The organism is Ornithinimicrobium faecis (assembly GCF_023923225.1).
In the GTDB taxonomy this organism is placed as follows: Bacteria; Actinomycetota; Actinomycetes; order Actinomycetales; family Dermatophilaceae; genus Ornithinicoccus; species Ornithinicoccus faecis.
Genome location: NZ_CP099489.1, coordinates 2,326,529 through 2,349,616, shown reverse-complemented (window position 1 = coordinate 2,349,616; position 23,088 = coordinate 2,326,529). Strand labels below are relative to the sequence as shown.

General features: G+C 68.9%; 29 protein-coding genes. 16 read left to right on the top strand and 13 right to left on the bottom strand.

The window, feature by feature from the left end; genetic code table 11:
• The first annotated feature begins 492 nt into the window (after window positions 1-492).
• The 4 genes from NF556_RS10955 to NF556_RS10940 all read left to right on the top strand — a co-directional run bounded on the left by NF556_RS10955 (window position 493) and on the right by NF556_RS10940 (window position 4,686).
• Window positions 493-1,584, top strand: a complete 1,092-nt coding sequence (locus NF556_RS10955; protein ID WP_252590979.1) for a 3-deoxy-7-phosphoheptulonate synthase — start codon at window positions 493-495, stop codon at window positions 1,582-1,584.
• A gap of 51 nt (window positions 1,585-1,635) precedes the next feature.
• The gene (gene lnt / locus NF556_RS10950) at window positions 1,636-3,174 is read left to right on the top strand and encodes an apolipoprotein N-acyltransferase (protein WP_252590978.1); all 1,539 of its coding nucleotides are present in this window, start codon (window positions 1,636-1,638) and stop codon (window positions 3,172-3,174) included.
• Between the two features lie 64 nt (window positions 3,175-3,238).
• Entirely contained in the window at window positions 3,239-4,033 is a 795-nt protein-coding gene (locus tag NF556_RS10945) for a polyprenol monophosphomannose synthase (RefSeq protein WP_252590977.1), read from the top strand.
• A gap of 158 nt (window positions 4,034-4,191) precedes the next feature.
• On the top strand, window positions 4,192-4,686 hold the full coding sequence (locus tag NF556_RS10940; RefSeq protein ID WP_252590976.1) for an FxsA family protein: 495 nt from the start codon (window positions 4,192-4,194) through the stop codon (window positions 4,684-4,686).
• Window positions 4,687-4,963: 277 nt separating this feature from the next.
• On the opposite strand, the gene NF556_RS10935 is transcribed toward NF556_RS10940, so the two are convergent.
• A complete protein-coding gene (locus tag NF556_RS10935; protein WP_252590975.1) occupies window positions 4,964-5,323 on the bottom strand; it encodes an RNA polymerase-binding protein RbpA in 360 nt (119 codons plus the stop codon).
• Window positions 5,324-5,813: 490 nt separating this feature from the next.
• Between NF556_RS10935 and NF556_RS10930 the strand changes: the two genes are divergently transcribed.
• On the top strand, window positions 5,814-5,999 hold the full coding sequence (locus tag NF556_RS10930; protein ID WP_252590974.1) for a CsbD family protein: 186 nt from the start codon (window positions 5,814-5,816) through the stop codon (window positions 5,997-5,999).
• A 78-nt stretch (window positions 6,000-6,077) separates the two neighbouring features.
• Here NF556_RS10930 and NF556_RS10925 read toward each other — a convergent pair whose 3' ends face one another.
• The 6 genes from NF556_RS10925 to NF556_RS10900 are packed head-to-tail and all read right to left on the bottom strand — an operon-like array spanning window position 6,078 to window position 11,530.
• On the bottom strand, window positions 6,078-7,433 hold the full coding sequence (locus tag NF556_RS10925; RefSeq protein ID WP_252590973.1) for an AI-2E family transporter: 1,356 nt from the start codon (window positions 7,431-7,433) through the stop codon (window positions 6,078-6,080).
• 34 nt (window positions 7,434-7,467) lie between these two features.
• Entirely contained in the window at window positions 7,468-8,310 is an 843-nt protein-coding gene (locus tag NF556_RS10920; protein WP_252590972.1) for a D-hexose-6-phosphate mutarotase, read from the bottom strand.
• The gene (locus NF556_RS10915) at window positions 8,310-8,786 is read right to left on the bottom strand and encodes a hypothetical protein (protein WP_252590971.1); all 477 of its coding nucleotides are present in this window, start codon (window positions 8,784-8,786) and stop codon (window positions 8,310-8,312) included. Before NF556_RS10915 ends, NF556_RS10920 begins: the two co-directional genes overlap by 1 nt.
• Window positions 8,779-9,090: a hypothetical protein gene (locus NF556_RS10910; protein WP_252590970.1), complete on the bottom strand. Its 312-nt coding sequence runs from the start codon at window positions 9,088-9,090 to the stop codon at window positions 8,779-8,781. The genes NF556_RS10915 and NF556_RS10910 overlap by 8 nt, the downstream gene beginning before the upstream one ends.
• Window positions 9,087-10,679 (bottom strand): radical SAM protein, encoded by a 1,593-nt coding sequence (locus NF556_RS10905; RefSeq protein ID WP_252590969.1) that lies wholly within the window; start codon window positions 10,677-10,679, stop codon window positions 9,087-9,089. The genes NF556_RS10910 and NF556_RS10905 overlap by 4 nt, the downstream gene beginning before the upstream one ends.
• On the bottom strand, window positions 10,676-11,530 hold the full coding sequence (locus tag NF556_RS10900; protein WP_252590968.1) for a prolipoprotein diacylglyceryl transferase: 855 nt from the start codon (window positions 11,528-11,530) through the stop codon (window positions 10,676-10,678). The genes NF556_RS10905 and NF556_RS10900 overlap by 4 nt, the downstream gene beginning before the upstream one ends.
• A gap of 111 nt (window positions 11,531-11,641) precedes the next feature.
• Here NF556_RS10900 and NF556_RS10895 point away from each other — a divergent pair, with 111 nt between their 5' ends.
• Together NF556_RS10895 and NF556_RS10890 are read left to right on the top strand one after the other, a co-directional pair.
• The gene (locus NF556_RS10895; RefSeq protein ID WP_252590967.1) at window positions 11,642-12,433 is read left to right on the top strand and encodes a hypothetical protein; all 792 of its coding nucleotides are present in this window, start codon (window positions 11,642-11,644) and stop codon (window positions 12,431-12,433) included.
• Window positions 12,434-12,436: 3 nt separating this feature from the next.
• Window positions 12,437-12,877 carry a hypothetical protein gene (locus NF556_RS10890; protein WP_252590966.1) on the top strand — a complete coding sequence of 147 codons (441 nt, stop codon included), beginning with the start codon at window positions 12,437-12,439 and terminating at the stop codon, window positions 12,875-12,877.
• Here NF556_RS10890 and NF556_RS10885 read toward each other — a convergent pair.
• The gene (locus tag NF556_RS10885; protein WP_252590965.1) at window positions 12,846-13,013 is read right to left on the bottom strand and encodes a hypothetical protein; all 168 of its coding nucleotides are present in this window, start codon (window positions 13,011-13,013) and stop codon (window positions 12,846-12,848) included. The genes NF556_RS10890 and NF556_RS10885 overlap by 32 nt on opposite strands.
• A 259-nt stretch (window positions 13,014-13,272) precedes the next feature.
• Between NF556_RS10885 and NF556_RS10880 the strand changes: the two genes are divergently transcribed.
• Window positions 13,273-14,007, top strand: coding sequence for a L,D-transpeptidase family protein (locus NF556_RS10880; protein WP_252590964.1), 735 nt, complete (start codon window positions 13,273-13,275; stop codon window positions 14,005-14,007).
• On the opposite strand, the gene NF556_RS10875 is transcribed toward NF556_RS10880, so the two are convergent.
• The 3 genes from NF556_RS10875 to NF556_RS10865 are packed head-to-tail and all read right to left on the bottom strand — an operon-like array spanning window position 13,997 to window position 17,634.
• A complete protein-coding gene (locus NF556_RS10875; RefSeq protein ID WP_252590963.1) occupies window positions 13,997-15,223 on the bottom strand; it encodes a multidrug effflux MFS transporter in 1,227 nt (408 codons plus the stop codon). The two genes, NF556_RS10880 and NF556_RS10875, sit on opposite strands and share 11 nt — an antisense overlap.
• Window positions 15,220-16,116 (bottom strand): patatin-like phospholipase family protein, encoded by an 897-nt coding sequence (locus NF556_RS10870; protein ID WP_256829861.1) that lies wholly within the window; start codon window positions 16,114-16,116, stop codon window positions 15,220-15,222. The genes NF556_RS10875 and NF556_RS10870 overlap by 4 nt, the downstream gene beginning before the upstream one ends.
• 27 nt (window positions 16,117-16,143) lie before the next feature.
• A complete protein-coding gene (locus NF556_RS10865) occupies window positions 16,144-17,634 on the bottom strand; it encodes a DHA2 family efflux MFS transporter permease subunit (RefSeq protein WP_256829863.1) in 1,491 nt (496 codons plus the stop codon).
• 77 nt (window positions 17,635-17,711) lie between these two features.
• Here NF556_RS10865 and NF556_RS10860 point away from each other — a divergent pair, with 77 nt between their 5' ends.
• The 7 genes from NF556_RS10860 to NF556_RS10830 all read left to right on the top strand — a co-directional run bounded on the left by NF556_RS10860 (window position 17,712) and on the right by NF556_RS10830 (window position 21,909).
• On the top strand, window positions 17,712-18,215 hold the full coding sequence (locus tag NF556_RS10860) for a hypothetical protein (RefSeq protein ID WP_252590962.1): 504 nt from the start codon (window positions 17,712-17,714) through the stop codon (window positions 18,213-18,215).
• Window positions 18,212-18,835 carry a GyrI-like domain-containing protein gene (locus NF556_RS10855; RefSeq protein ID WP_252590961.1) on the top strand — a complete coding sequence of 208 codons (624 nt, stop codon included), beginning with the start codon at window positions 18,212-18,214 and terminating at the stop codon, window positions 18,833-18,835. Before NF556_RS10860 ends, NF556_RS10855 begins: the two co-directional genes overlap by 4 nt.
• Window positions 18,832-19,647 carry an alpha/beta fold hydrolase gene (locus NF556_RS10850; protein WP_252590960.1) on the top strand — a complete coding sequence of 272 codons (816 nt, stop codon included), beginning with the start codon at window positions 18,832-18,834 and terminating at the stop codon, window positions 19,645-19,647. The genes NF556_RS10855 and NF556_RS10850 overlap by 4 nt, the downstream gene beginning before the upstream one ends.
• A gap of 2 nt (window positions 19,648-19,649) precedes the next feature.
• Complete coding sequence (locus tag NF556_RS10845) at window positions 19,650-20,111, top strand: barstar family protein (protein WP_252590959.1); 462 nt, start codon at window positions 19,650-19,652, stop codon at window positions 20,109-20,111.
• A 38-nt stretch (window positions 20,112-20,149) separates the two neighbouring features.
• Window positions 20,150-20,539, top strand: a complete 390-nt coding sequence (locus NF556_RS10840; RefSeq protein WP_252590958.1) for an MmcQ/YjbR family DNA-binding protein — start codon at window positions 20,150-20,152, stop codon at window positions 20,537-20,539.
• Window positions 20,540-20,563: 24 nt separating this feature from the next.
• A complete protein-coding gene (locus NF556_RS10835) occupies window positions 20,564-21,115 on the top strand; it encodes a nitroreductase family protein (RefSeq protein ID WP_252590957.1) in 552 nt (183 codons plus the stop codon).
• 185 nt (window positions 21,116-21,300) lie between these two features.
• Complete coding sequence (locus NF556_RS10830; protein ID WP_252590956.1) at window positions 21,301-21,909, top strand: LysE family translocator; 609 nt, start codon at window positions 21,301-21,303, stop codon at window positions 21,907-21,909.
• Here NF556_RS10830 and NF556_RS10825 read toward each other — a convergent pair.
• The gene (locus NF556_RS10825) at window positions 21,906-22,184 is read right to left on the bottom strand and encodes a helix-turn-helix domain-containing protein (protein ID WP_252590955.1); all 279 of its coding nucleotides are present in this window, start codon (window positions 22,182-22,184) and stop codon (window positions 21,906-21,908) included. The two genes, NF556_RS10830 and NF556_RS10825, sit on opposite strands and share 4 nt — an antisense overlap.
• Here NF556_RS10825 and NF556_RS10820 point away from each other — a divergent pair.
• Window positions 22,065-22,424 carry a multicopper oxidase domain-containing protein gene (locus tag NF556_RS10820; protein WP_345780111.1) on the top strand — a complete coding sequence of 120 codons (360 nt, stop codon included), beginning with the start codon at window positions 22,065-22,067 and terminating at the stop codon, window positions 22,422-22,424. The two genes, NF556_RS10825 and NF556_RS10820, sit on opposite strands and share 120 nt — an antisense overlap.
• Window positions 22,425-22,817: 393 nt before the next feature.
• Here NF556_RS10820 and NF556_RS10815 read toward each other — a convergent pair whose 3' ends face one another.
• Complete coding sequence (locus tag NF556_RS10815) at window positions 22,818-23,084, bottom strand: hypothetical protein (protein ID WP_252590951.1); 267 nt, start codon at window positions 23,082-23,084, stop codon at window positions 22,818-22,820.
• Window positions 23,085-23,088 lie beyond the last annotated feature (4 nt).

The following is a 23,088-nucleotide window of genomic DNA, read 5'->3' as shown; positions in this document are numbered from 1 at the left end:
CGTCTGAGGGCTAAGTTAGCCCTCAGGTCCGCAACTGGTTCCGGTGCCCCCGGAGCCACGCGACCGCCCCAGACCGCAGTCGGGCGTCCGCTCCACAAGAGCGTGTGCCAACGCCTGGATTGCGCTCCTGGACGGTCGTTTGAGCATGATGGTGGACAAGTCAGGGCCCGGTCGCTCAGTAGACAACGGGACCATCAGCAGCATCCCGCTGCGGTGGGCTCGGCACCAACGGCGCACGGGCCCTGACTCATGCCCTCTTCGCCTCGTCACCCGATGCCCCCTTGACCGTGAGCAGTGTGTATCCTCATCGCATGACCACCGCTGCGCAGTATTGGCTCTTTGGGTCGGCTCCGGCCGGCGCGAAGATCATCTGACGCGCGCAACCGGAGCCGACCCAGGGCGTGGACCATGTGGTCCGCGCCCTCCGCTATTCACAGGCGGAGCGCTCCGGGACAGCAGGTGCGCACCGCCTCCAGATCAGGAGGAACCCCGATGAGCGTCACCCCCAGCGCCACGACGCGACGCACCAGCACCAATGACCTGCGGGTCCGGCGCATGGAGCCCCTGCCGACGCCGACGCAGGTCCTCAGCGAGCAGCCGCTGCCCGATGAGCTGGCCACCCTCGTGGACAGCTCCCGTGGGCAGATCCAGTCTGTCCTGCGCGGGGACGACGACCGCCTGCTCGTGGTGGTCGGGCCCTGCTCCGTGCACGACCCGGGAGCCGCGATCGACTATGCCCGCCGACTCAAGACCCTGGCTGATGACCTGGCAGATGACCTTGTGGTGGTGATGCGGGTCTACTTTGAAAAGCCCCGCACCACCACCGGCTGGAAGGGCCTGATCAACGACCCGGACCTGGATGGCAGCTATGACATCCCCCGCGGTCTGCGCCTGGCCCGTCAGGTCCTGCTCGGTGTGCTCGAGACCGGTTTGCCGGCCGGGTGTGAATACCTGGAGACCACGACGCCGCAATACATTGCCGACACCGTCAGCTATGGCGCCATCGGGGCCCGCACGGTGGAGTCCCAGGTGCACCGCCAGCTCGTCTCTGGCCTGTCCATGCCGGTCGGTCTGAAGAACGGCTCGGACGGCAGCGTGCAGGTCGCCGTCGATGCGTGTGTCGCCTCCGCTGCTCCGCAGACCTTCCTCGGCGTCGACGAGGAGGGGCGGGCCGCCCTCGTGGAGACCGACGGCAACCCGGACGGCCACGTGATCCTGCGCGGTGGACGCAACGAACCCAACAGCGACGCCGCGTCTGTTGCTGCGGCGCGGGCCCTGCTGGAGCGGGCTGGTCTGGAGCCACGCCTGGTCATCGACGCCAGCCACGGCAACAGCCGCAAGGACCACGTGCGTCAGGCCGAGGTGGCCCGCGAGATCGGTGCCCAGGTTGCTGGCGGTGACGACACCATCGTCGGGGTCATGCTGGAGAGCTTCCTGGTCGCCGGCAAGCAGGAGCCGGCACCCAGCGGCCTGACCTACGGGCAGTCGGTCACCGATGCCTGCATGGCCTGGGAGACCACCACCGAGGTCCTGTCCGACCTGGCGACCAGCGTGCGGGAGCGACGGAACCGGCGCACTGCCTGATCTGCCGGATCCGAGGGCTGGTTCGGGGTCATGTTCACTTAGGCTGACGTGGTGCTGCTCCGCCTGGTCCTCTCCGTCGCCGCGGGGCTTTCTCTCTGGCTCGCCTTCCCCGGGCACGACCTGTGGTGGATGGCCTATCTCGGCATCGGCGCCCTGGCTCTGGCCACTGTCGGGGTGGGCTTCTGGCGCGGGTTCGGCCTGGGCCTGGTCGCCGGGCTGGCCTACTTTGTCCCGCTGCTGTCCTGGACCGGCATCTTCGTCGGGTCCCTTCCCTGGATGGCTCTGTCGGTGCTCGAGGCGCTCTATATCGCGGGCATCGGCGCCGTCTGCGGCTTCCTGCAACGCCGCGGGGTGCGCCCGCTGACCGTCGCGCTGGCCTGGGTGGTCAGCGAACTGGCGCGGTCCACAACGCCCTTTGGCGGTTTCCCGTGGGGGCGGGTCGCCTTCAGCCAGGCCGATGCGCCCCTGCTGGCGGTCGCGTCCGTGCTGGGCACGCCGGGGGTGACGTTCGTGGCTTCGCTCGTGGGCGGGTTGCTCGCGCTGGTGGCGCAGCTACTGCTGACCAGGCCCTCGCACACTGGCACGCCGGGGGAGAAGGGGCGCCACGGCATACGGCTGGCCTGGCAGACCCCGACCGCAGCCCTGGCCGCGCTCGCGCTGCTGCTCGGCCCTCTGTTGATCCCGCGCCCGATCGACGGTGAGCCGCTGCAGGTGATCGGGATCCAGGGCAATGTGCCGGAGATGACCCTGGAGTTCAATGCCCAGCGCCGCGCCGTCCTGGACATGCACGTCGCCACGACCAAGCGCGCCGCCGAGCTGGTCGAGGCGGGGGAGCTCCCGGAGCCGGACCTGGTGTTGTGGCCGGAGAACTCCTCGGACATCGACCCGCTGCGCAACGCGGATGCCGCGACCGTCATCAACGAGGCGCTGGACGCGGTCGGCGTGCCGCTCATCGTCGGCGGCGTGCTGCGCGAGCCGGAGAATCACGTCAGCAATGCCAGCCTGCTCTATCTGCCGGGGCAGGGGGTGGTCGATCGTTATATCAAGCAGCGGCCCGTGCCGTTCGCGGAGTACATCCCCTATCGCGACTTCTTCCGGCTCTTCAGCGACAAGGTCGATCTGGTCGCCCGGGACTTCGCCGCCGGGGACGAGCCGGGGGTCATGTCTGTGCCGGTCGCGAGTGGGGACCTGGTCCTGGGCATCGCCATCTGTTTCGAGGTCGTGGTCGATGACCTGATGCGCGAGAACGTGCGCGAGGGGGCCGAGGTGCTCTTCGTGCCCACCAACAACGCGACCTTCGGCTTCACCGACGAGTCGGAGCAACAGCTCGCCGCCTCACGGGTCAAGGCCGTCGAGCTGGCCCGGCCCGTGGTGCACGTGAGCACCGTCGGGGTGAGCGGTGTGATCCAGCCCGACGGGAGCGTGGTCGACAAGACCGAGCTGTTCACCCAGGACATCATCAGCGGCTCCGTGCCGCGGCGCACGGACCTGACGCTGGCAGTCCAGCTGGGCCCGTGGCCCGAGCGAGTGGCCCTGATCGGCCTGGTCGTGCTGCTCGCGGGCGCGGTTCTGCGGCGTCGCAACAGTTAGGCTGGACAGTGAGGCGCCGCGGCGCCGATCCTCCATCCACCGGCAAGGCAGGGCCAGTCAGACCATGAGCAACACCCCGGGGCGGGTCCTCGTCCTCATCCCCACCTTCAACGAGAAGGACTCCCTTCCCGGTGTCATCACGCGGGTGCGGGCACAGACACCACCCGTTGACATCCTGGTGTTGGACGACAACAGCCCCGACGGGACCGGCGCCGTTGCCGATGCCCTGGCCGCGCAGGACCCGCGGGTCCAGGTCATGCACCGGGAGGGCAAGCAAGGACTGGGACGGGCCTATCTGGCTGGGTTTGCGTGGGCCATCGAGCACGGTTATGACGCGGTCGTGGAGATGGACGCGGACGGCTCGCACCTGCCGGAGCAGCTCGGCCGCATCCTGGCCGCGGCCCAGGATGCTGATCTGGTCATTGGCTCGCGCTGGGTGCCCGGGGGAGCGACCCACAACTGGCCGCACCGGCGCAACATTCTCAGCCGCGGAGCCAATCTCTACACCCGCGCCGCCCTCGGCATCCCGGTGCGTGATGCCACCGCCGGTTATCGGCTCTATCGGACCAGTGCCCTGCAGACGATGGACCTCGAGGGGGTGGCCTCGGCGGGCTATTGCTTCCAGGTGGACCTCACTCTGCGGGCTGTCGACCGTGGGCTGCGGGTCGTGGAGGTGCCGATCGACTTTGTGGAGCGCACCGAGGGCACGTCCAAGATGGACGGCAGCATCGTGCGTGAGGCCCTGAGCAGCGTCACCCTCTGGGGGCTGCAGCGTCGCGGTGGGCAGGTGGTCACGGCCACTCAGGGACTCGGCCGTCGGGTGAGAACAGGTGCGACATGGCACGAGCTGACGGACTGAGCGGCCCCGTCCGGCCCAGCGGCGGGTCTGGATCTGGCGGGTCTGGGTCTGGTTCGGGTGGGGCTGGTCACGGTGGCGCCGGAGGGGGTCCCGGTCTCGGCCGGCCACCGCGCAACCGTCGAGCCCCTCGTCGACTGCGTTTCATCTTTGCCGGCCTGTTGCTGCTCCTGCTGCTGGAGATCGTTGTCCTGATCGCCGTTGGCAACGCCATCGGGCCCTGGTGGACCCTCGGCCTGCTCGTGCTGTTCGTCGTGGCGGGCCTCTACCTGGTGCGCCGGGAGAGTGGCCGCACCTGGAAGGCCCTGCGCCAGGCCGTCGACACCGGCAAGATGCCCGGCCGCGAGTTGGCTGACGCGAGCCTGGTGCTGCTCGGCGGGCTGTTCCTGGTGATCCCCGGTTTCCTCAGCGACGTGGTGGGGATCTTCTTGATCCTGCCGTTCACTCGCACCATCAGCCGTCGCCTGTTGGCCGTGCTGATCGGCAGCCGGATGCCTCCGATGACCGTCACCGGCTTTCCTGGGGCCGGGGCACCGGGTGGCTATCGACCGGGGCCTGGCACGCCAGGTGCCTCCGGACCTACCGGCAGCACACGCCGGGGCGATGACATCATCGAGGGCGAGATCATCGACGAGGACCCACCGCCGGAGCGCTGAGCCACCCACGACCCCGCGGGAGCCGCTGAGCCTCCCGCCACTCACCACCGGAGCATTGAGCCTCCCGCCAGTCACCACCGGCGTGTCCTGCACGGTGCCGACATCGTTGCGGCGTGTCGGGGGTCAGAGCACGGATGTGGTCACACCGATTCCGCACCAGCGACCGTGATTCATACGACGCGCAGCTGGACGGCGGAATCGGGCCAACGACCGCCGTGCGGGCACACAAAAGGCCCACCCGCTCAGGGCCGGGTGGGCCTTTTGTGTGGTGTGTGCGTCAGGCAGTGCGCCGACGACGGGGCTTCTCGCCGCGCTTCTCGCGCAGCAGGGCCAGACGCTCCTCCAGGAGCTCCTCGAGCTCGGGGATGGAGCGACGCTCCAGGAGCATGTCCCAGTGGGTGCGCGGGGCCTTGGTGGCCTTCAGCTCGGGCTCGGGGCCGTCGTTGAGCTTGCCATCCTTGCCGCAGCGGCACTCCCAGATCGGTGGGATCTCGGCCTCGACGGAGAAGGGCAGCTCGGTCACGTGCCCATCGTCACAGGTGTAGGCGACCATCTGTCGCTCGGAGAAGGTGACGCCCTCATCACTCTCAAAGGACAACCAGGAAAGGTTGGTGCCTCGTAGGGACCTCTCGGCCATGTCGAACTCCCATCGTGTCGGTGAACACGGTCATACATGCTGGCGGACTGTAGGTGTCAACGCTCTGGACGAGCGCAGTGTTCCCAACCACAGGTGCCGGTCGGACGCGCAGTGAGACGGCGCGGTCCGGCGATCCGGCCTCGCGGAGACACCTTCAGTGGGGATAGCCCTACATGTTAGCGAACCCACTGGTTGGTGCGCCAATCCGCAGGTCAGAGCCCCAATCCGGGTATGCCGAGGGGCTGGGCGCCCCGTCGCCTCGCCGTGGTCTCGGGGCGCCGGATCAGCAGGCGCTCGCGCGCTCGGTGCTGCCCAGCGTCAGGCGCTCGCGCGCTCGGTGCTGCCCAGCGTCAGGGGCTCGCGCGCTCGGTGCTGTCCGGAGTCAGGGGCTCGCGCGCTCGGTCGGCTGGGGGGAGCGCGTTCGAGTTGCGGTCCGACCCGCGGCGGGTGAGTGTGGACGGGTAGCTATTCATCGACCAGGAGGTTGCGCATGGGTATCGGCGACAAGATCAAGAACGCGGCCGAAGAAGCCAAGGGCAAGGCCAAGGAAGCCTTCGGTGACGCGACCGATGACAACTCGCTGCAGGCGGAGGGCCAGGTCGATCAGGCCAAGGCCAACACGAAGCAGGCCGGCGAGAACGTCAAGGACGCCTGGAAGGACACCACCAGGGACTGAGTTGACCTTCGACACCCAGCAGGGCCGCACCGGATGCCGGTGCGGCCCTGCTGCTTGTGCGCGACTGCTGACCAGTGGTCAGCGGCGGCGCTTGCGGCGGTGGAGTCGGCCCAGCAACGGAGAGCCGCTCGAGCGTGAGGGAGCACTGGCCGGCGCATCGGGGTCCTGGCCCACGACGAACTCCTCGGTGCCTGCCCGCTCCAACTCCTCGCGGGTGCGCCGACCGGCCTCGACACCCTGGCGCGTGGTCATCGCCCCCTCCGGGGTCGCAAGTTTCAGGTCCGACGGATCAAGATCACCCGTGCGCAGGTCGATCTGCTCGGACACATAGCGCAGCGCCACCACGACCGACGCCGCGACGGGGACGGCCAGGAAGGCCCCGGGGATGCCGAACAGCGTGCCACCGGCAGCCACCGACAGCAGGATGATCACCGGGTGCATCTTCATGGTGCGGCTCTGCAGCAACGGCTGGAGCACGTTGCCCTCGATCTGCTGGACCAGCAGCACGATGCCCAGCACCCACAGTGCGGTGACCCACCCATTGGACACCAGCGCCACCAGCACGGCGAGCGCCCCGGCCACGAACGCGCCGACGATGGGGATGAAGCCGGCCATGAAGGTCAGGATCGCCAGTGCGGGCGCCAGCGGCACCGAGAGGATCACCAGCCCGAGGCCGATGAAGAAGGCGTCGACGGCACTCACGATGGCCTGGGTGCGGATGAACCCGCCGAGGGTGACCCAGACCCGCGTGAGCATCTCGGTCAGGTGCTGCCCGGCCGTGCGACCGGCATTGCGCCGCACCCACGGCAGGAAGGTCGGTCCGTCCTTGATGAAGAAGAAGGTCAACACCAGGACCAGCGCCAGCGTCACGAAGGCTGAGGTGACCGCGGAGACACCGGTGAAGACACCGGAGGCGATGTCGCTGGCGCGTTCCTGCAGCCAGCCGGTCGCCTCCTTGATGGCACCGTCCAGCTGCTCGTTGTCCAGGTTGACCGGGGGACCGGCCAGCCACTCGCGCACCGTGACGATGCCCTCGCTGGCACGGTCGACCACGTCGCCGGTCTGGGCGATGATCGACGGCGCGATGGCGGCGAGGGTCCCGAGCACGAGCAGGAGCGAGACGACCAGCGTCACTGCGGCGGCCAGGGCTGCGGGGACCCCTTTGCGGCGCATCCAGCCCACCGGGCCGGACAGCACCGTGGAGACGATGAGGGCGAGCATGACGGGGAAGATCCCGACCCACAACTTGGACAGCAGCCAGAGCAGGACGGCTGCGGCTGCGCAGACGATGATGAACCGCAGCGACCACTTGGCGGTGACCGCCATCGCGTCGCCAACGATCTTGCCCCGGTCTATGCCGACGTTGCCCTCGGCGGGCGTCGCGCCAAACCGGGCGTTGTCCTCATCCCCACCCTGGGACCGATCATCGTTCACATGTGCCTCCGGCTCGCGCGGTTGTCGGCAGCCATCATGACTCATCCAGCGAGGACACCGTGAACATTGTGGACAGGGTGTGCTCACCACCGGGCTCCAGCCCCACCGCGTCACTGCCCACCGCAGCCGCTTCGACACAGACCATCTGCGTCCACTCCTGGTCACCGAAGTCTGACATCGCGCCAGCCTTGTCGGCCCACGGGTTCCAGACCACGGTCGTGGGGGAGCCTGCCTTGTCGATGGTGATGGTGCGCTCGAGGACGGGGTCGTGGAGCGCGACCGCCCGGTCAGAGGTGTGCACCCGGTCGGTCTCACCCCGGAAGGTCAGGTCGCCGTGCTGGGTCTCGGCGGACTGGGTCACCTTGTCCCAGTAGGCCGCCCCGTCCAGCCCGGTCAAGCGGGTCTGGCGGACATCCCCGACATGCAGATAGGTGTGCAGCGCGGCCTCGTAGTCGAACGGACGGGTGTCGTCGTTGCGCACGGTGAGCGAGATGCTGGCGCTGTGGGTGACGACGACCTCAAGGTTGGCGGTGAAGGCGTGGGGGAAGTGCTCGGCCCCAGGCAGCCCACGAGCGTCCTGGTCGGTCAGCTCCCACATCAGCCGGGCCGACTCCCCGTCGACGGACTCGTCGCCCACCAGGCGCCACGGGGCGATCCGGGCGAAGCCGTGACTGGGCTGCATGTCACCGGAGCGGCCCGGACCAAACCAGGGCCAGCAGATCGGGACACCGCCGCGGATGGGCCGACCCTCGGCATACTCCGACTGTGCGCTCACCCACACCACCGGTGAGTCGCCCACGCACCACTGCGTCACGTGGGCGCCCTGGTCATGCGCCAGCAGGGTGCCTGTCGAGGTGCGATAGGTGCGTGGTGTCATCAGGATCCTGTCTGTGAATAGCCAGCGATGAGAGCGATGCAGACCCCCGCGAAGATGATCAGCCCGACGGGGATGCTCAGGGCCACCCCGATCAGCACACCCAGCCCCCAGCGTCTCGTTGCGGGCACCACGAGGAGGACGACGAGCACGACCAGCCCACCCAGCGACACCCAGGGGAACAGGTCGGGATTGACCAGGGTGGAGGCCCAGATCCCGGCAAAGACGCCCACCAGGCCCAGCAGGGCGCCCAACCACAGCGGCAGGCTCGACTTCTTGGGCGGCGGCTCATAGGGCGTGTTGTAGCCCTGCGGGTAGTAGTAGCCGTGCCCGGGGGCGCCCTGGCTCTGCGGCGGCTGTCCGTAGGGCTGTCCCTGCGGGGGAGGGCCGTATCCCTGACCCTGCGGCGGGCCCTGCTGTCCCGGCGGGGGAGGCGCATAGGGGTCGAACGGCTCGTCGGGGGACTGGTCGTCAGCCACGGAGCACCTCCCACCAGATGCCGACGCCGGCCGCCACCACGAGCAGCGCCAGGTAGGCCAGGACGAGTCGGGTGTCGCGCAGGAGGCACTTCGAGCGGGTCAGCCCAGCTCGCCGGGCCTTCCAGTAGCCCGCGAAACCGAGGCCAGCGAACACCAGCAGCGCGAAGGGGCCGGCCAACCAGCCCAGCAGCGCGACGGTCGCGAAGATGCACAGGCGCAGCGGGTCGAAGGGCTCCGCCTGCTCAGGTGGTCTCGGCGTGCCCGGGATCCCGGGCTCAACGGCAGGACGCGAGGTGGCACTCACGTGGTCGCCTCCAACAGGTTGCGCCGACCACCGGTCGCGGTCGACAGTCGGGTGCGCGACAGCGGTGCCCAGGCCTGCACGGCACAGAACGGCGCGCACTGGTGGGAGTTGTCCTGCTCATTGACGGTGGCCACGTGCACGCAGCACTGCGTGAGCCGCTCCTCGATCATCGTGTTGATGTCCATGAACGGTTTGACGGTGACGCGCAGGACCCGTTCCCCCAACATGGCGCGCAGTTTGGCCTGGCCACCGGGCAGTCCAGCGGTCGCCAGGCGGGTCAGGGTGCCGATGCCGATGTCGCAGTTGGTGCAGATGTCACGCCACAGGGACCCGATGTTGGGGTGGGACAACGAGGACTGCTCGCTGAGCAGGTCCAGCAGGCTGTCCTTGACCACGCGGCGCAACTGCGCGGGCAGCTCCTGGTCGGCGATCCGGTTGGCCAGCACGTCCGGCTCCAGGTCGAGGAACTCCTTGAGCCGGTCGTGGCCGATCAGGGCCACCAGCGACTTCCACTCACCGGCGTCGTCGCGCAGCAGATAGCCCACCGAGCAACAGTGCGGGTGCGAGCAGGGCAGCGCGGTCAGGTCCTGCCACGTCACCCGGCCATCGGTCTGGGGGCCGAGCCGGCTGAGCACCCCCGTGTGCGTGAGCCGCTCCATCGCGTCGATGCCGGCCGAGCGGCCCGAGCCGAAGACCGGCTGGATGGTCACGCCCCCGACATAGGGCGTGGCCAGCCCCAGGTCGAGCACGTCGCCGATCTCCTCGTCGTTGACCCCCAGCGCGGCGGTCATCGTCAGCGTGGTGAAGATGCCGTTCGCCGAGAGCCGCTGGATGGCCAACTCCTTGAACCGGCGCAGGTCGGCGCCGCGGTGGTGCTTCGAGGCCTGCGCGGTGAGCCCGTCGAACTGCAGATAGACCTCCACCCGCTCGCGGTGCTTGCGCAGCAGCGCCAGCAGAGCGTCGTCGCGGGCGATCCGCAGCCCGTTGCTGTTGACCAGGATCCGCACGATCGGGCGGGCGACCGCAGCCTCCAGGAGCTCCTCGAACTGCGGGTGCAGCGTCGGCTCGCCACCGGAGATCATCAGCACGTCGAGACGGTTGTTCTCCCGCGAGAGCCGGGTGTCGATCGAGGCGAGGATCTCCTCCAGCGGCGCCGTCGCGGCCAGGGCGGGGGCGGACTCGGCAAAGCAGGTGGGGCACTTCAGGTTGCAGTGATCGGTGATGTCCTCGAGCAGGATGCAGGTGTGCTGGGTCTGCATCTGGGGCAACCCATCGGCGTATGCCGAGGGGACCGGTTTGAAGTTGCCCGTCACGTCGGCGGTGTGTTCCTTGGTGGGGGCCGTCCACTCCTCCAGATAGCGCAGGATCTGCGCGGACTCGTCATACAGGGTGCGCACGAAGCCGTGGTCGGGGCAGCCGCGCTCGAGGAAGATCTTGCCGTCCCGCTCGGCGAGCCAGCCGGAGAGCCGGCGCACGTCCTCCAGCGGACGGTCCGGCGCCTCCTCGTGACAGTGCGGGCAGAAGGCGTTGACATAGCGGTGCACCCGGAAGTCCCGCAGGGCTGCTCCGGAGCCGACCTTGGCACTCATCTGCCGGCCTCCCGCGACACCGGCAGATCCGCCCGTGAGTCCGCGCTGTCGTGCTGTTGCTCCACGCTGTGTGTCTCCTGTCGTGAATAGACCCCGCGATGAGCCTGCCATGCGATCCGGGCGAGCACGAGGGGAACCACCGCCAGGAGGAACAACTGGGGCCGACTCAGTCCCATCCAGACCACCTCATTGCCCCGGACGAACTCGACGAGGAGGCGGAGCACGGCATACGAGGCGATGTAGAGCACGAAGGTCTCACCCTGCGGGAACCGCCGCCGCGACAGGCTCCACCAGATAAGCCCGAAGGCGATCGCGTGAAAGACCGCCTCATAGAGCAGGCTGGCGTGCAACGGGACCCCCGCGACACCACCGAGCCGCTGCGCGGTGGCCGGGTCCAGGACCGGGCCGAAACCCAGCGGGTTGGGCGTGCCGGGCAGCTCGGTGAGGTGACAGCCCCACCGGCCCACCGCCATGCCGAGCGCCACGGCCGGCGCGAAGAGATCGCCGGTCCGGGCGGGATAGCCGGTGATCGCCTTGGCCACGTGCACCCCGAGCCAGGCACCGACCAGGCCGCCGAGGATGCTGCGGTTGCCATAGAGCCACTGCTCGACGAACGAGGCGTTGTCCCGCAGGTCGATGTCCTGCAGCCAGGTGCCCAGTCGCATGAAGACCGCGCCACCGATGAGGGCGCCGGCAACGATCCAGAGCATCCGCTCGTCGCGGCCGGCCCCGGTCTGCAGGAGTCTGATGCCGACCACGACGAGCCCCACGACGACGCCGAGGCCCACGAAGAACTCGTGGGTGCCGATCGGCAGGTCGACGCCCAGGAGGTCGCCCAGCGTGGGATACATGTCGACAACCTAGTGCCAGCGCGGGGTGCCTGTCCCAGAACGCGACCCGCCGAGCGGTAGGCTCCTGCAGAGCGTGTTGAGACCATCTGTTGAACCACCAAGGGGAAAACCGTGACCGATCAGACCGGACCACAGCCGGGACAGGGCCACCCGTGGGGCCCGCAGTCGGGTCAGCCGGCACCTGGCCAGTCCCAGGGCCAGTCAGCACCGGGCCAGTCAGCACCGGGCCAGTCCCAGGGCCAGCCGCCGGCCGGTCCGTGGGGACCACAGGGAGGCCAGGGGGCGTTTGGTGGGCAGCAGGGCAACCCACAGCAGGGCAACCCGCAACAGGGCAACTCGCAACACAGCGGTCCGCAGCAGGGTGGGTTTGGTCAGCCCGGCACCCCGCCGCAGGGCGGTGGCTACGGCCAGCCAGCAGCCAGCCCCGGCATCTCCGGCCCGCAGACTCAACAGCACAACACTGGCCAGCAGCACAGCACCGGTCCACAGCACAGCACGGGCCAGCAGCACAACACCGGCCAGGCGACCGCGCCGGTGTCTGGCAACAGCGGGATGGCCACCGGCGACGTCGTGCGGATCGTGCTGCACGTCCTGGCACTCCTGCTCGTGGTGATCGGCATCTCGATCGACATGGACGGCCGCGACTCGGTGCTGTGGAGCGACACCTGGACCTGGGCCGGCTTCGCCACCCTGATGGCGCTGGCCCAGGGCGCAGCGCTGCTGCCCCGGACCGCATTGTCGGGGGCGGGCTGGACGATCGGTGCCATCGGCGCCGGTGGTCTCCTGCTGTTCTGGACGCTGTTGATGCTGCCGACGATCAGCACCAACATGGCCTTCCTGGTGACCCTGGGCACGGCGTGCGCCACGGCGGCGGTCCTGCTGAGCCCCGACCGGAAGCTCTGACCCGTGCTCGCCACGACCCGCCAGCGGGTCGCGGTCCTGGCTGCCGGTCTGCTGATCGTCCTCGCGCTCGGCCTGCCCTGGACGACCTCAACCGAGTTCAGCACCGGTGGGTGGTACGTCGGCTCCACGTGCATGCCGAACTTCAGTGATGGCACGGTCTGGTGCTCCGGCTCCTTCTACTCGCCGGGACTGACCGGCGGCTCCGAGGCGTTGAGCGGCAACGGCACGGTGGCCCGGGTGTTCCTGGTCGGGGCGCTCGTGCTGATGATCATCGCCTGGATCCGGGTGCAGCCCCGCCTCCTGCTGGTGGCCGGCGGCGCCCTGTTCCTGGGCATCCTGCTGACGGGCCTGACTCTGCTGGGTGGGCAGCTTGCGACCATCGTGGCCGCGGTGCTCCTGCTCTATGCGGCGCTCAGCGCCGGGGGCGCACCAGCCAGAGCGTGAGGGCGACGCCGGCGATCAGGCCCAGGCCGAATGCCGGGACCATATAGTTCATCCGCCACCAGAGCATGCGCAGGCCCCACCAGGCGAGCAACAACACGATGGCCCCGATGACCAGCGTCCACCCGCTGCGGCTCACGACCGCACCTGCGGGACGGCACGGAGGGACTTGTCGGACGGCATAGCCCGATCCTGTCACGCCCGACCTCCCGTCGGGTTGCCACCACATTTTCTCGCTGGCAGGTGCAACCGATGGGGGCTCCCGCTGCGTCATGACAGACACAGGGAGCCGCAGGGGCTCCTGGCCGGAAGCGTCCCACCGTGACAGGGGCCGCGGCCGGCAGGACGGGAGCCCAGATGGGCCCCCGGGGGAATCACACGAGGCAAGGGGAACTGCCATGACGTCGATCACGCATGCCCGAATGAACCGGCGCACGCTGCTGCGAGGGGGACTGGGCGTCGCCGCCGGAGCCGCTCTGCTGCCACTGGGCAACACCCTGGGTGGCAGCGCCCTGGCCGCGACAGCGTCCACCCGGCTGCTGCGTCGCGGCAACACGGGCACCGCTGTCAGTTCGTTGCAGAGCGACCTGAGTGACACTGGATACTGGTGCGGCAGCGTGGACGGCATCTTCGGGCACCTCACCCAGCAGGCGGTCTGGGCTGCGCAGAAGCACCACCAGCTGGCCACCGACGGCGTCGTCGGTCCGCTCACCCGCAACGCGGTGGCGTCCGGGTCGCTGCCCCAGCCGAAGGGTGGCGGCGGCACCCGCATCGAGGTCCACCTGGGGCGACAGTTGCTCCTCGTGGTCCGCGGCGGCCAGACCGTCCACGCCTTCAACACCAGCACCGGCAACGGTGAGCCCTACACCCTCGACGGACACACCTATCGGGCGGTCACCAACCAGGGATCCTGGAAGGTCTACTCGACGTGGAGCTCTGGCTGGCAACACGGATCGCTGGGGGACATGTGGCGCCCGATGTACTACGACCGCGGGTGGGCAGTGCACGGGTCGACCTCGATCCCGACCTATCCCGCCTCGCACGGGTGTTCCCGCCTGTCCACCGCGGCGATGGACTATCTGTGGAGCTCCGGCGCCATGGCGATGGGGTCGCGCGTCACCGTCACGGGCTGACCGCGGGACCAGCGACTGACTCGAGACGGCGGTGCAGGAGCCAGAAACCGGCTCCCACCACCGCAAACACGGTGCTGGACAGCGCCAACACGGTCAGCGAGCCGGTCACCAGCGGTGAGATCGCCCCGGCGAGCAGGGCGTTGAAGACCAGGCTGGCGAAGGTCGCCAGCGACGCTGCCGACCCGCGGTGGTGGGGGAAGAGATCGAGCATCGCCAGCTGCAGCACCGGGAACGCGATGGCGACCGCGAAGGCAATGCAGGCCGGCCCCAGGACGGCCCACGGCAACGTCGGCACGGTCAACATCAACGTGAGGTTGAGGCCTGCGGCGATCAGCGCCGCCAACACGGCACGGTCCACCAGCACCGAGGTGTCGACGCGTCCGGCGAGGCGTCCCGAGAGCCACGCGCCGAGCATCATGCCGGTGATCAGCGGGGCGAAGAGGATCCAGAAATCCTGCTCTCCCTTGCCCAGCAGGTCCACCATCATGATCGGGGCCGAGACGATATAGACGAACTGGGCCGCGAAGACGAAGGTGGTGGCCAGGGCCAGGCGCCCGAACCCGGGGTGGCGGGCGACCTCAAGCAGACCGGCGACGATCGATGCGAGGCGCAGCGGCTGTCGGTCCTGCGGGGGCAGCGTCTCCGGGAGGACGATCGCGGTGGCCACGGCGATGGCCACGCCATAGCCGGCGATGGCCCAGAAGATGATCGGCCAGGGACCCCAGGCCAGCAGCAGGCCGCCGGCGACCGGGGCGATGGCGGGGGCGATGCTGAAGATCATCATCACCTGACTCATCAACCGGTGAGCCTCGGGCCCGCTGTAGAGATCACGGATCACCGCACGGCTGACGATGGTGGCCGCACCAGCACAGGCTCCCTGGAGTGCCCGGAAGGCCAACAGCACCGGCAGGCTGGGGGAAAGGGCGCACCCGATCGTGGCCAGCACATACAGCCCCAGGCCGGTGAGCATGACCGGCTTGCGGCCCAGGGTGTCCGACAGCGGTCCGTGCAGGATGCTCATCACCGCAAACGAGATGAGATAGATGCTGGTGACCTGCTGCATGGCCGCGGTGCTGGCGTCGAAGTCACGACCCATCGATGCGAAGGCCGGGAAGACCGTGTCAATCGTGAACGGACCGATCATGGCCAGGGAGGCCAGGATCGCGGTGATGAGCAGACCGGCGCGCCGTGCGCTGGGACCGGTCCTGCTCGTCATTGCGGCGCCAGCCCGAGGAACTCCCGGATCGCCGGCAGCTCCCGACGCGCCTGAGCCAGACCGGCCCGGTGGCTCGCGGCGAGCTTGCCGACGTTGCGCTCCCCGTTGCCGACCGGCATCTGCTCTGGGACAAAGAGGTAGGCCAGTCCCTGGCGCTCCAGCTCGACGAGCTCCTCGCGAGTGGCGTTGTAACGCTGGCTGCGGCGCATCAGGGCCTCGGCGACGGCGGGAAACTTGCGGAAGTGCCGGCGAAAGAACCACTCGCCGCCCTGGGGTGGTTTGACGTAGCCACGCTCTCGGGTCAGGACCGCCAGGAACTTGCCGTAGCCGTCGGCTCGGGCGGCGTCCAGCGGGATGCCTCCAGCAGGACCGAGGGCGCCGTCGACATAGATCTGCCCGTCGATGGTGACCGGCGGCATCAGGACCGGCATCGTCGAGGAGGCCTGCACCCGGATCATCAGGTCGTGGATGTCGTGAACGTCGTCGCGCCCCCAGTGCACCTGCTCGCCCGTCGTGGCGTTGAACCCGCCGATCCGGAAGGCGGCGGGGTTGGCGGCGTAGGTGTCCCAGTCGAAGGCGAGCGCCTGCCCCGGCAGACCGGCCTCCTGATAGATGTAGCGGGCGTTGAACAGGCCCTCGCCGCGCACGAAGGTCCGCACGTCACCGAACTTTGGGTCGGCGGCGAAGTCGGTGAAGGAGCGGCGGGCCCGGTCGGCGTCCCGGGACAGGTAGTTGGCGGCGTTGCTGGCACCGGCTGAGATGCCCCCGACCCAGTCCAGGTGGATCCCGGCCTCGAGCAGCGCGACGACCATGCCAGAGGTGTGGCTGGCGCGCATGCCGCCACCCTCAAACAGCAGGGCGGTGTCGGTGACGTTGGAGGAGAGGCCGGGCACCCGGCATACGGTAGTCCGCTTGTGCCCTCACCGACGGAGCAGGTGACGCGGCCTTTCGAAGAAGAGCGCCGCGAGGGCCCCGAGCAGGATGACGCCCATCGGCAGGTAGAGGGACTCGGCCAGCGCCCGCGACAGCCCGTCCGCCACCATCGGGGGCAGATCGGCGCCACTCGCCCCAGCACCGCCGGGAGAGCCAGCTGGACCACCTGACCCAAGGTGGGCGGTGATCCGGGCCTGCATGAGCACCGCGATCGCGGCACTGCCCAGCACCGCGCCCAGCTGGCGGGTGGTGTTGTAGACGCCCGCCCCGGCGCCCGCGTCGGCCATCGGCAGGTTGCGGGTCGCGGTGGTCGACAGGGGCCCCCAGATCAGCGGGTTGGCGACGCCCAGCACGGCAGCGGCGGCCAGCGCCTGCCACAACGGAGCGGTCGGTGTCATGGCCAGGGTCAGCAGCCCCAGGCCCGCGGCGAGCAGGACGGTGCCGCTGCCGACGAGGATCCGCGGGTGGACCCGGTCGGTGAGTTGGCCGGCATACCGGGCGAGCAGGAAGGACAGCACGGACGAGGGAGCCATGACCAGGGCGGCCTGCGTCGGGGAGAGGCCGCGCACGGACTGGGCCCAGATGTAGAAGGGGAAGATCATCGCGGTGATGGTGAAGCCCATCGTGGTGATGGCGACATTGGCCAGGGAGAAGTTGCGGTCACCGAACAGCCGCAGCGGCACCAGCGGCTCGCGGCGGTTGCGGGCCTGCCACCCGATGAACAGGCCGAGCAGGGCGATCCCGACGCCGATCAGCAGCGGCACGGAGATCCAGGACCAGATGGTGCCCCAGTCGTAAACCTGGCCCTCCTGGAGGCCGAAGACCAGGCAGAACAGGCCGACGCCGCTCAGCACGACACCGAGCAGGTCGAAGCGGTGCGAGTGCGTCGCCAGCCTCGGGACCAGCCGGAAGGCCAGGACCCACCCGATGACGCCGACCGGCAGGTTGACGAAGAAGATCCACTCCCAGCCCAGTGAGTCCAGCAGCAGGCCACCGAGCAGCGGACCGGCCAGCGTCGCGACGCCCGCGGTCGCTCCCCACAGGGCCATCGCCGTGCCGCGTCGCTCCGCCGGGAAGGTGCGGGTGATGACGGTCATCGTCTGCGGTGTCATCAGCGAGGCGCCGAGGCCCTGCACCACGCGGGCGGCGATCAGTCCGCTCAGTCCCAGCCCGAGCTCACCGGACAGCCCGCACCAGAGGGAGGCGACGGTGAAGACTGCCAAGCCGGTCAGATAGACCGGTCGGGGACCGAAGCGGTCACCCAGCCTCCCGGTGACCAGCAGAGGCACGGCATACGCCAGCAGGTAGGCCGAACTGACCCACAGGACGCCGTTGACGTCGGTGTCGAAGGCCTCCATCAGGGTGGGGGTGGCCACCGAGACGATGGTGGAGTCGACCAGGATCATGAAGAAGCCGACCACCAGCGCCCACAGGGCCGGCCAGGGGCTGCGTTGCTCGGTGGTGCCGGGTCCGCTCACGGCCGGCCACTCTACGCCCGGGGACCGACCCCTTAACGTTGGTGTCCGGGTGGCCCACCATCCACGGAAGGGACACGGTGATCCGCGATCGGTTGGAGCAGGATCTGGCTCCGTTGTGCTCGGCTCTGGAGGCGCTCGCCTGGCAGCCGGGGGCCGGCGATGAGGCAGCACGCCGGGCGTGGTTGCTGGAGGTCAGCGCCGACCAGTCCTGGGTCTTTGACGCGGCCCCGGTCAGTGTGGCGCCCACGCGCAACGTCCAGGGTCACGTGCAGATCTTCGCGCCGGGGGAGCCCGACGCGTCGCTCGTGTCGGCGACCGGGATGGACGCCGACGCGCTGCTGGTCATCGGGCGTCTGTTCGTCCGGCCGGGCCCCCACGCGGAGGGCATCCGACGTTTCCTGCTCACGGAGGCGCTCCGTCGTGTCGGTGTCGTGGGCAAGACTGCGATCCTGGATCTGGCGAGCAACCCCGGGCTGACCGAGAGCCTGTGCCACAAGCGAGGCCTCCGGCTCCTGCCGACCACCGTGCCGGGGCTCAGCCCGATGATCCACCACGAGGAGCCCGAGGTGCCGTCCCGATGAGCGAGAAGGTCGACCTCAAGAAGAGCCTCGACGGCTATCAGGCCCGCACGGGCCAGTTCCGGCTCCTCGACGTCCCTGAGCTGATCTATCTGATGGTTGACGGGCAGGGTGACCCCAACTCGGCACCGGCCTTCGCGCAGGCTCTTCAGGCGCTCTATCCGGTGGCCTACACGCTGAAGTTCGCGAGTCGGCGGGAGCTGGGCCGGGACTTTGTGGTCCCTCCGCTGGAGGGGCTGTGGTGGGCGAAGGACATGGACGCGTTCACCGCGGCCCGCGACAAGTCACGCTGGGACTGGACCGTGATGCTGCTGGTGCCTGACTGGATCGACAGCCAGCTCGTCGAGTCGGCCATCGAGACGGTCCGCGCCAAGAAGTCGCGACCACCGAGGATCGATGACCTGCGCGTGGAGTCCCTGGCGGAGGGGCGGTGCGTGCAGACGCTGCACGTCGGCGCCTTCGACGACGAGGCGGCCGTGTTGGCGCAGTTGCACCACGAGTTCATCCCGGGCCAGGGGCTGGCCCTGACCGGCACGCACCACGAGATCTATCTCAGTGACGTCCGCCGGGTCGCTCCGGACAGGCAGCGCACGATCCTGCGACAGCCGGTGAGGCCCGCGTGAGCCCTTCCGGCCTGGTCGTGCACGAGTGTGGCACGCCGGATGGGCCCGAGTTGGTGCTGCTGCACGGTCTGACAGAAGCCGGCACCACCTGGCCGGACGCAGTGGACCGCTGGGCTGCAGACTGGCGGATCCTGGCTCCCGACCTGCGCGGGCACGGCGACTCACCGCGGTTCAGCGACGCGCAGCTGACGTCGGTGATGGAGGTCATGGTCGCCGATGTGATCGCCCTCCTGGAGTCCGTATGCCGAGGGCCGGCGACCCTGCTCGGCCACTCCCTCGGTGGTCGGGTGGGGGTGCTGGTCGCCTCCCGACGTCCGGATCTGGTGGAACGGTTGGTGCTGGAGGACCCGGCCCTGGCCAGCGTGGCAGCGGCCACGGAGTCGTTCGTGGCCGAGCAGGAGGCCTTCCTGGACACCTTCGCCGACGGGGGAGCCGCGGAGATCTCCCGCATGCGCGAGGTGACGTCGTGGTCGGACGCTGAGATCCGGGCGTGGGCAGCCTGCAAGTCTCAGGTTGACCGGGCGATGATCGCGCACCTGCACCTGGGGGAGTGGGACGTCGCTGCCGTGCTGAATGACCTGCGGGTCCCGACGCTGTTGGTGGTGCCCGCCGATGGTGAGACCGCCCGCCACCGCTGCATCGTCACCAACCCACTCGTGGGTGCCTCGCTCCTGCCCGGGGTGGGTCACTGCGTGCGCCGCGACGACCCGGAGGCCTTCCACGCCGTGGTCGATCCGTTCTTGACCAAGGCACGCCGTGGGCACCCGCCCGACCCAGCCCGCGATCCCAGCCACGCCCCAGGAGGACACTGACTGTGCCTGACCGTCCCAACGCCCGCCGTGACCTGCCGTTCCTGCGCTCCGGCCCGCTGTCCCACGTCCACGTGGATGCCTGGCCCCTGCTGGACGCCCACCTGGACCGGTGGGGCTATCTGCGGATCGAGCTCGACGGACGTCGCATGACCTCCCGCCCGGAGGCGCACCGCCACATCGGCGAGGTCTTTGGCTTCCCCGACTGGTATGGCGCCGGGTGGGATGCCTTCAACGACTGCATCGGTCAGTTCGTCGTGGACCACGACGGTCAGCGCGTGGCCGTCATCTGGCGGCACCTGGAGGTCATGGCACGGGTCGCTCCGGCCACGCTGGCCGAGGTCGGGTGGGGGTTGCTCGAGACGCAGATCGGCGACATGCCGGCTCAGAACCCGGCCAATCACACCCGGGTTGAGCTCGTCGTCTTTGCGGTGGGCGACGGCCCTGACTTCGACCGTCCCGAGTGACCGGTGGCACTGTCCGTGCCGTGGTGCAGACTGCTGCTGTGGCTGATCGTCCCGATGTCCCGCCAGAGTGGATCCAGCGTCTTAGCGACCTCTTTGACACGCTCCCGGAGGCCTATCAGGAGCGTGCCTGGGTGGGCACCCGCTGGCGAGTCGGCCAGGCAACGATTGCCCATGTGTTCGGCGGCGAGGACCAGCTCTTCCGGGTCGTCTTTCGCGCCGAGCTGGGCGAGGTGATGGTCTTCGAGCACTCCGGTCCGCCCTATTTCAAGGCCGGCTGGGGCGACAACGTCGTGGGCATCGTCCTGGACGAGAGCACCGACTGGGAGGAGTTGGGGGAGATGCTCACCGAGTCCTACTGTCTCCAGGCGCCAAAACATCTCGCTGGTCAGGTCATCGGCGGCACGAGGTCGAGTGGCGACGCCCAGTGAGGTGTTGTCGTGCATGATGGGGACATGACAAACCAGAATGCCATTCTACTAACCGCCCTGAAGAGTCTGCGTCAGTCCCGGCGGTTCCTGGACACCCCGGTGGCGCAGGCTGACCTCGAGGAGCTCCTCGAGGTGGCCCGGTGGACCGGGAGCGCCAAGAACACCCAGCCGTGGCACCTGGTGGTGGTGACTGACCCCGAGACCAACAAGGCTCTCGCCGGCTGCGGTGATTTCGCCGGCTTCCTCGAGAACGTCACTGCGTCCATCGTCGTCGCCATGGAGGGGGATAACCGCGGGGTCGCCTACGATGACGGCCGCCTGCAGGAGCGCGTCATGCTCGCGGGCAAGGCCCTGGGCATCGGCAGTGGCACGGCCTGGTTCAGCCACCGAGCACAACGTCAGCAGGTGCGTGACCTGCTCGGGATTCCGGACCACCTGGAGCCGTGGTCCGCCATCGGCCTGGGCTACACAGACGTCTCCCAGGAGCAGGCCGCACCTCAGCTGTCCGGTCGCAAGCCCATCGAGGAGATCAGCAGTTGGGGTCAGTTCGGCAGGCCCGCTCCGGGCAACTCCTGACACCCGATCGGGGCAGCTCCTGACGCCCGATCGGGGCACACTCCCGGTCCGCTGGCGGGGGGACGCGGCCGTAAATAGGTTGCGGACCGAGGCCCCTGCGCTGCTTTGATGGGGCATGGACCCAGCCTTCCCACCGGCACCAGCAGCTGCCCGACGCGGCACCGCGCCGCGCACGAGGGACTGACATGTCGGCAGCCTTCCTGCTCACAGCACTGGTCATCGTCGCGACACCGGGCACCGGGGCCCTGTTCACCATCGGCACGGGCCTGGCCCGTGGAGCCCGGGCAAGCACCCTGGCCGCGTTCGCCTGCACCCTGGGGACGTTGCCCCACCTCGTGGCCGCGATCACCGGTCTCGCCGCCGTTCTCCAGGCGAGCGGAGTGGCCTTCGCGATCATCAAGTACGCCGGCGTCGCCTACCTGCTCTACCTGGCCTGGACCACGTGGCGCGACAAGGGCTCCCTGTCCCTCGACCGGGAAACGGAGCCGACCTCAGCCTGGGCGCTGGTGTCTACGGGCATCACGCTGAACCTACTGAACCCCAAGCTCACCATCTTCTTTTTCGCCTTCCTGCCCCAGTTCGTCCCCGCTGGCGAGGGTGCCGTCCTGGCGATGCTGGGGCTCAGTGCCGTCTTCATGGCGCTCACGTTCGTGGTGTTCGCCGCCTACGGAGCGCTCGCTGCCGGCCTGCGCAACCAGGTGCTCTCAAGGCCACGGATGCTGGTCACGATGCGCAAGATCTTCGCAGCAACGTTCGTGGCACTCGCGGGCCGACTTGCCGTGCAGAGCCGCTAGGGGAGGGGGAGTGGCCCCCGCAGTCGCCAGGCGGTGAGGGCTAGCTGGCCACGGACCAGCCCGGAGGGGGTGGTGAGTTCCATGCCCAACCTCTTGCCAATGTTCTCGAGGCGTCGCGCCACGCTGCTGTGGTGCAGGTGCAGTCGAGTGGCGGCGTGGCGCACCGAGCCGGTGCTGCAATAGGCGTCCGTGGACACCCGTCGATCCCGGACCAACTGGTCGCTGAGGGCGATGTCGTGCGCTTCACCGTTGTCAATCGCAGCCTGGAGACCCACCCCTGGCACCTTCATGGCCATGCCGTGCTGATCGTGTCCCGGGACGACACCCAGGCCTCCGGGAGTCCCTTGTGGGTCGACACGGTCGACGTGCGTCCTGGCGAGGTCTGGGAGGTGGCCTTTCGTGCGACGAATCCTGGCATCTGGATGAATCACTGCCACAACCTGCCTCACGCACACGAGGGCATGATGCTCCGGCTGGCCTACGACGGCGTCCACAGCCCGTTCACCGCACACTAAGAATTCGGGTCAGCCGTCAGAACATGCCCGCCGAACGAGGCCAGTATTGGACTATTGCTAGACATTTCGAGGCGTACACAAGCGACCGCTGCCGCCACTCGATAACTGCGGCAGCGCGAGACGAGGACGAGAGTTCGTGTCAGACGCAAGCATTAGTGACTGCCCCTGGATGTCGACCCGCGTACTGGGCGGTGCAGGTGAAGCAGACTCATCTCGGCATCGAATCCCGCCCCAAGAGTAACGCCGATAAGGCACATTATGTAAAGTCAACCTCTGCTTACTGCATCCGATGGATCATCTCGCTCGGCTCCAGCCACTGCCCCACCGGCGACACTGGCGCCCGTGGCCTGACAGTGTGAAACGTCGGCCCTCAACGGCGAGCGTGGCCGCACGCTACTGTCGCGACGAGGCCTTTGATGAGCGGCCGAAGCGCTTCTGTGCGGCCTGCTTCGTAACGCCGAGCGCTAGACCGATACTCAACCAGGAGTCACCGGCTTCGCGTGCCGCGCGAACGGCATCGTGCAGTTCGCGCTCGGCCTGAGCCACTCCTTCCTTCGCCGCGATAATCCGACGGAAGTGAACGGCGTCGCGAACTTGGCCCGTTGCTGGGTCGAGGTCGTCCAGCACCTTCTCGATGTCGTTGATGTTCGTTGTTGCCATGCAG

What these genes read in the sequence shown, in the direction of transcription:
- NF556_RS10955 (WP_252590979.1), top strand. Translation starts at nt 493, where the DNA reads ATGAGCGTCACCCCCAGCGCCACGACGCGACGCACCAGCACCAATGAC.
- NF556_RS10945 (WP_252590977.1), top strand. Translation starts at nt 3,239, where the DNA reads ATGAGCAACACCCCGGGGCGGGTCCTCGTCCTCATCCCCACCTTCAAC.
- NF556_RS10935 (WP_252590975.1), bottom strand. Translation starts at nt 5,323, where the DNA reads ATGGCCGAGAGGTCCCTACGAGGCACCAACCTTTCCTGGTTGTCCTTT.
- NF556_RS10930 (WP_252590974.1), top strand. Translation starts at nt 5,814, where the DNA reads ATGGGTATCGGCGACAAGATCAAGAACGCGGCCGAAGAAGCCAAGGGC.
- NF556_RS10920 (WP_252590972.1), bottom strand. Translation starts at nt 8,310, where the DNA reads ATGACACCACGCACCTATCGCACCTCGACAGGCACCCTGCTGGCGCAT.
- NF556_RS10905 (WP_252590969.1), bottom strand. Translation starts at nt 10,679, where the DNA reads ATGAGTGCCAAGGTCGGCTCCGGAGCAGCCCTGCGGGACTTCCGGGTG.
- NF556_RS10900 (WP_252590968.1), bottom strand. Translation starts at nt 11,530, where the DNA reads ATGTATCCCACGCTGGGCGACCTCCTGGGCGTCGACCTGCCGATCGGC.
- NF556_RS10880 (WP_252590964.1), top strand. Translation starts at nt 13,273, where the DNA reads ATGACGTCGATCACGCATGCCCGAATGAACCGGCGCACGCTGCTGCGA.
- NF556_RS10875 (WP_252590963.1), bottom strand. Translation starts at nt 15,223, where the DNA reads ATGACGAGCAGGACCGGTCCCAGCGCACGGCGCGCCGGTCTGCTCATC.
- NF556_RS10855 (WP_252590961.1), top strand. Translation starts at nt 18,212, where the DNA reads ATGAGCGAGAAGGTCGACCTCAAGAAGAGCCTCGACGGCTATCAGGCC.
- NF556_RS10835 (WP_252590957.1), top strand. Translation starts at nt 20,564, where the DNA reads ATGACAAACCAGAATGCCATTCTACTAACCGCCCTGAAGAGTCTGCGT.
- NF556_RS10830 (WP_252590956.1), top strand. Translation starts at nt 21,301, where the DNA reads ATGTCGGCAGCCTTCCTGCTCACAGCACTGGTCATCGTCGCGACACCG.
- NF556_RS10815 (WP_252590951.1), bottom strand. Translation starts at nt 23,084, where the DNA reads ATGGCAACAACGAACATCAACGACATCGAGAAGGTGCTGGACGACCTC.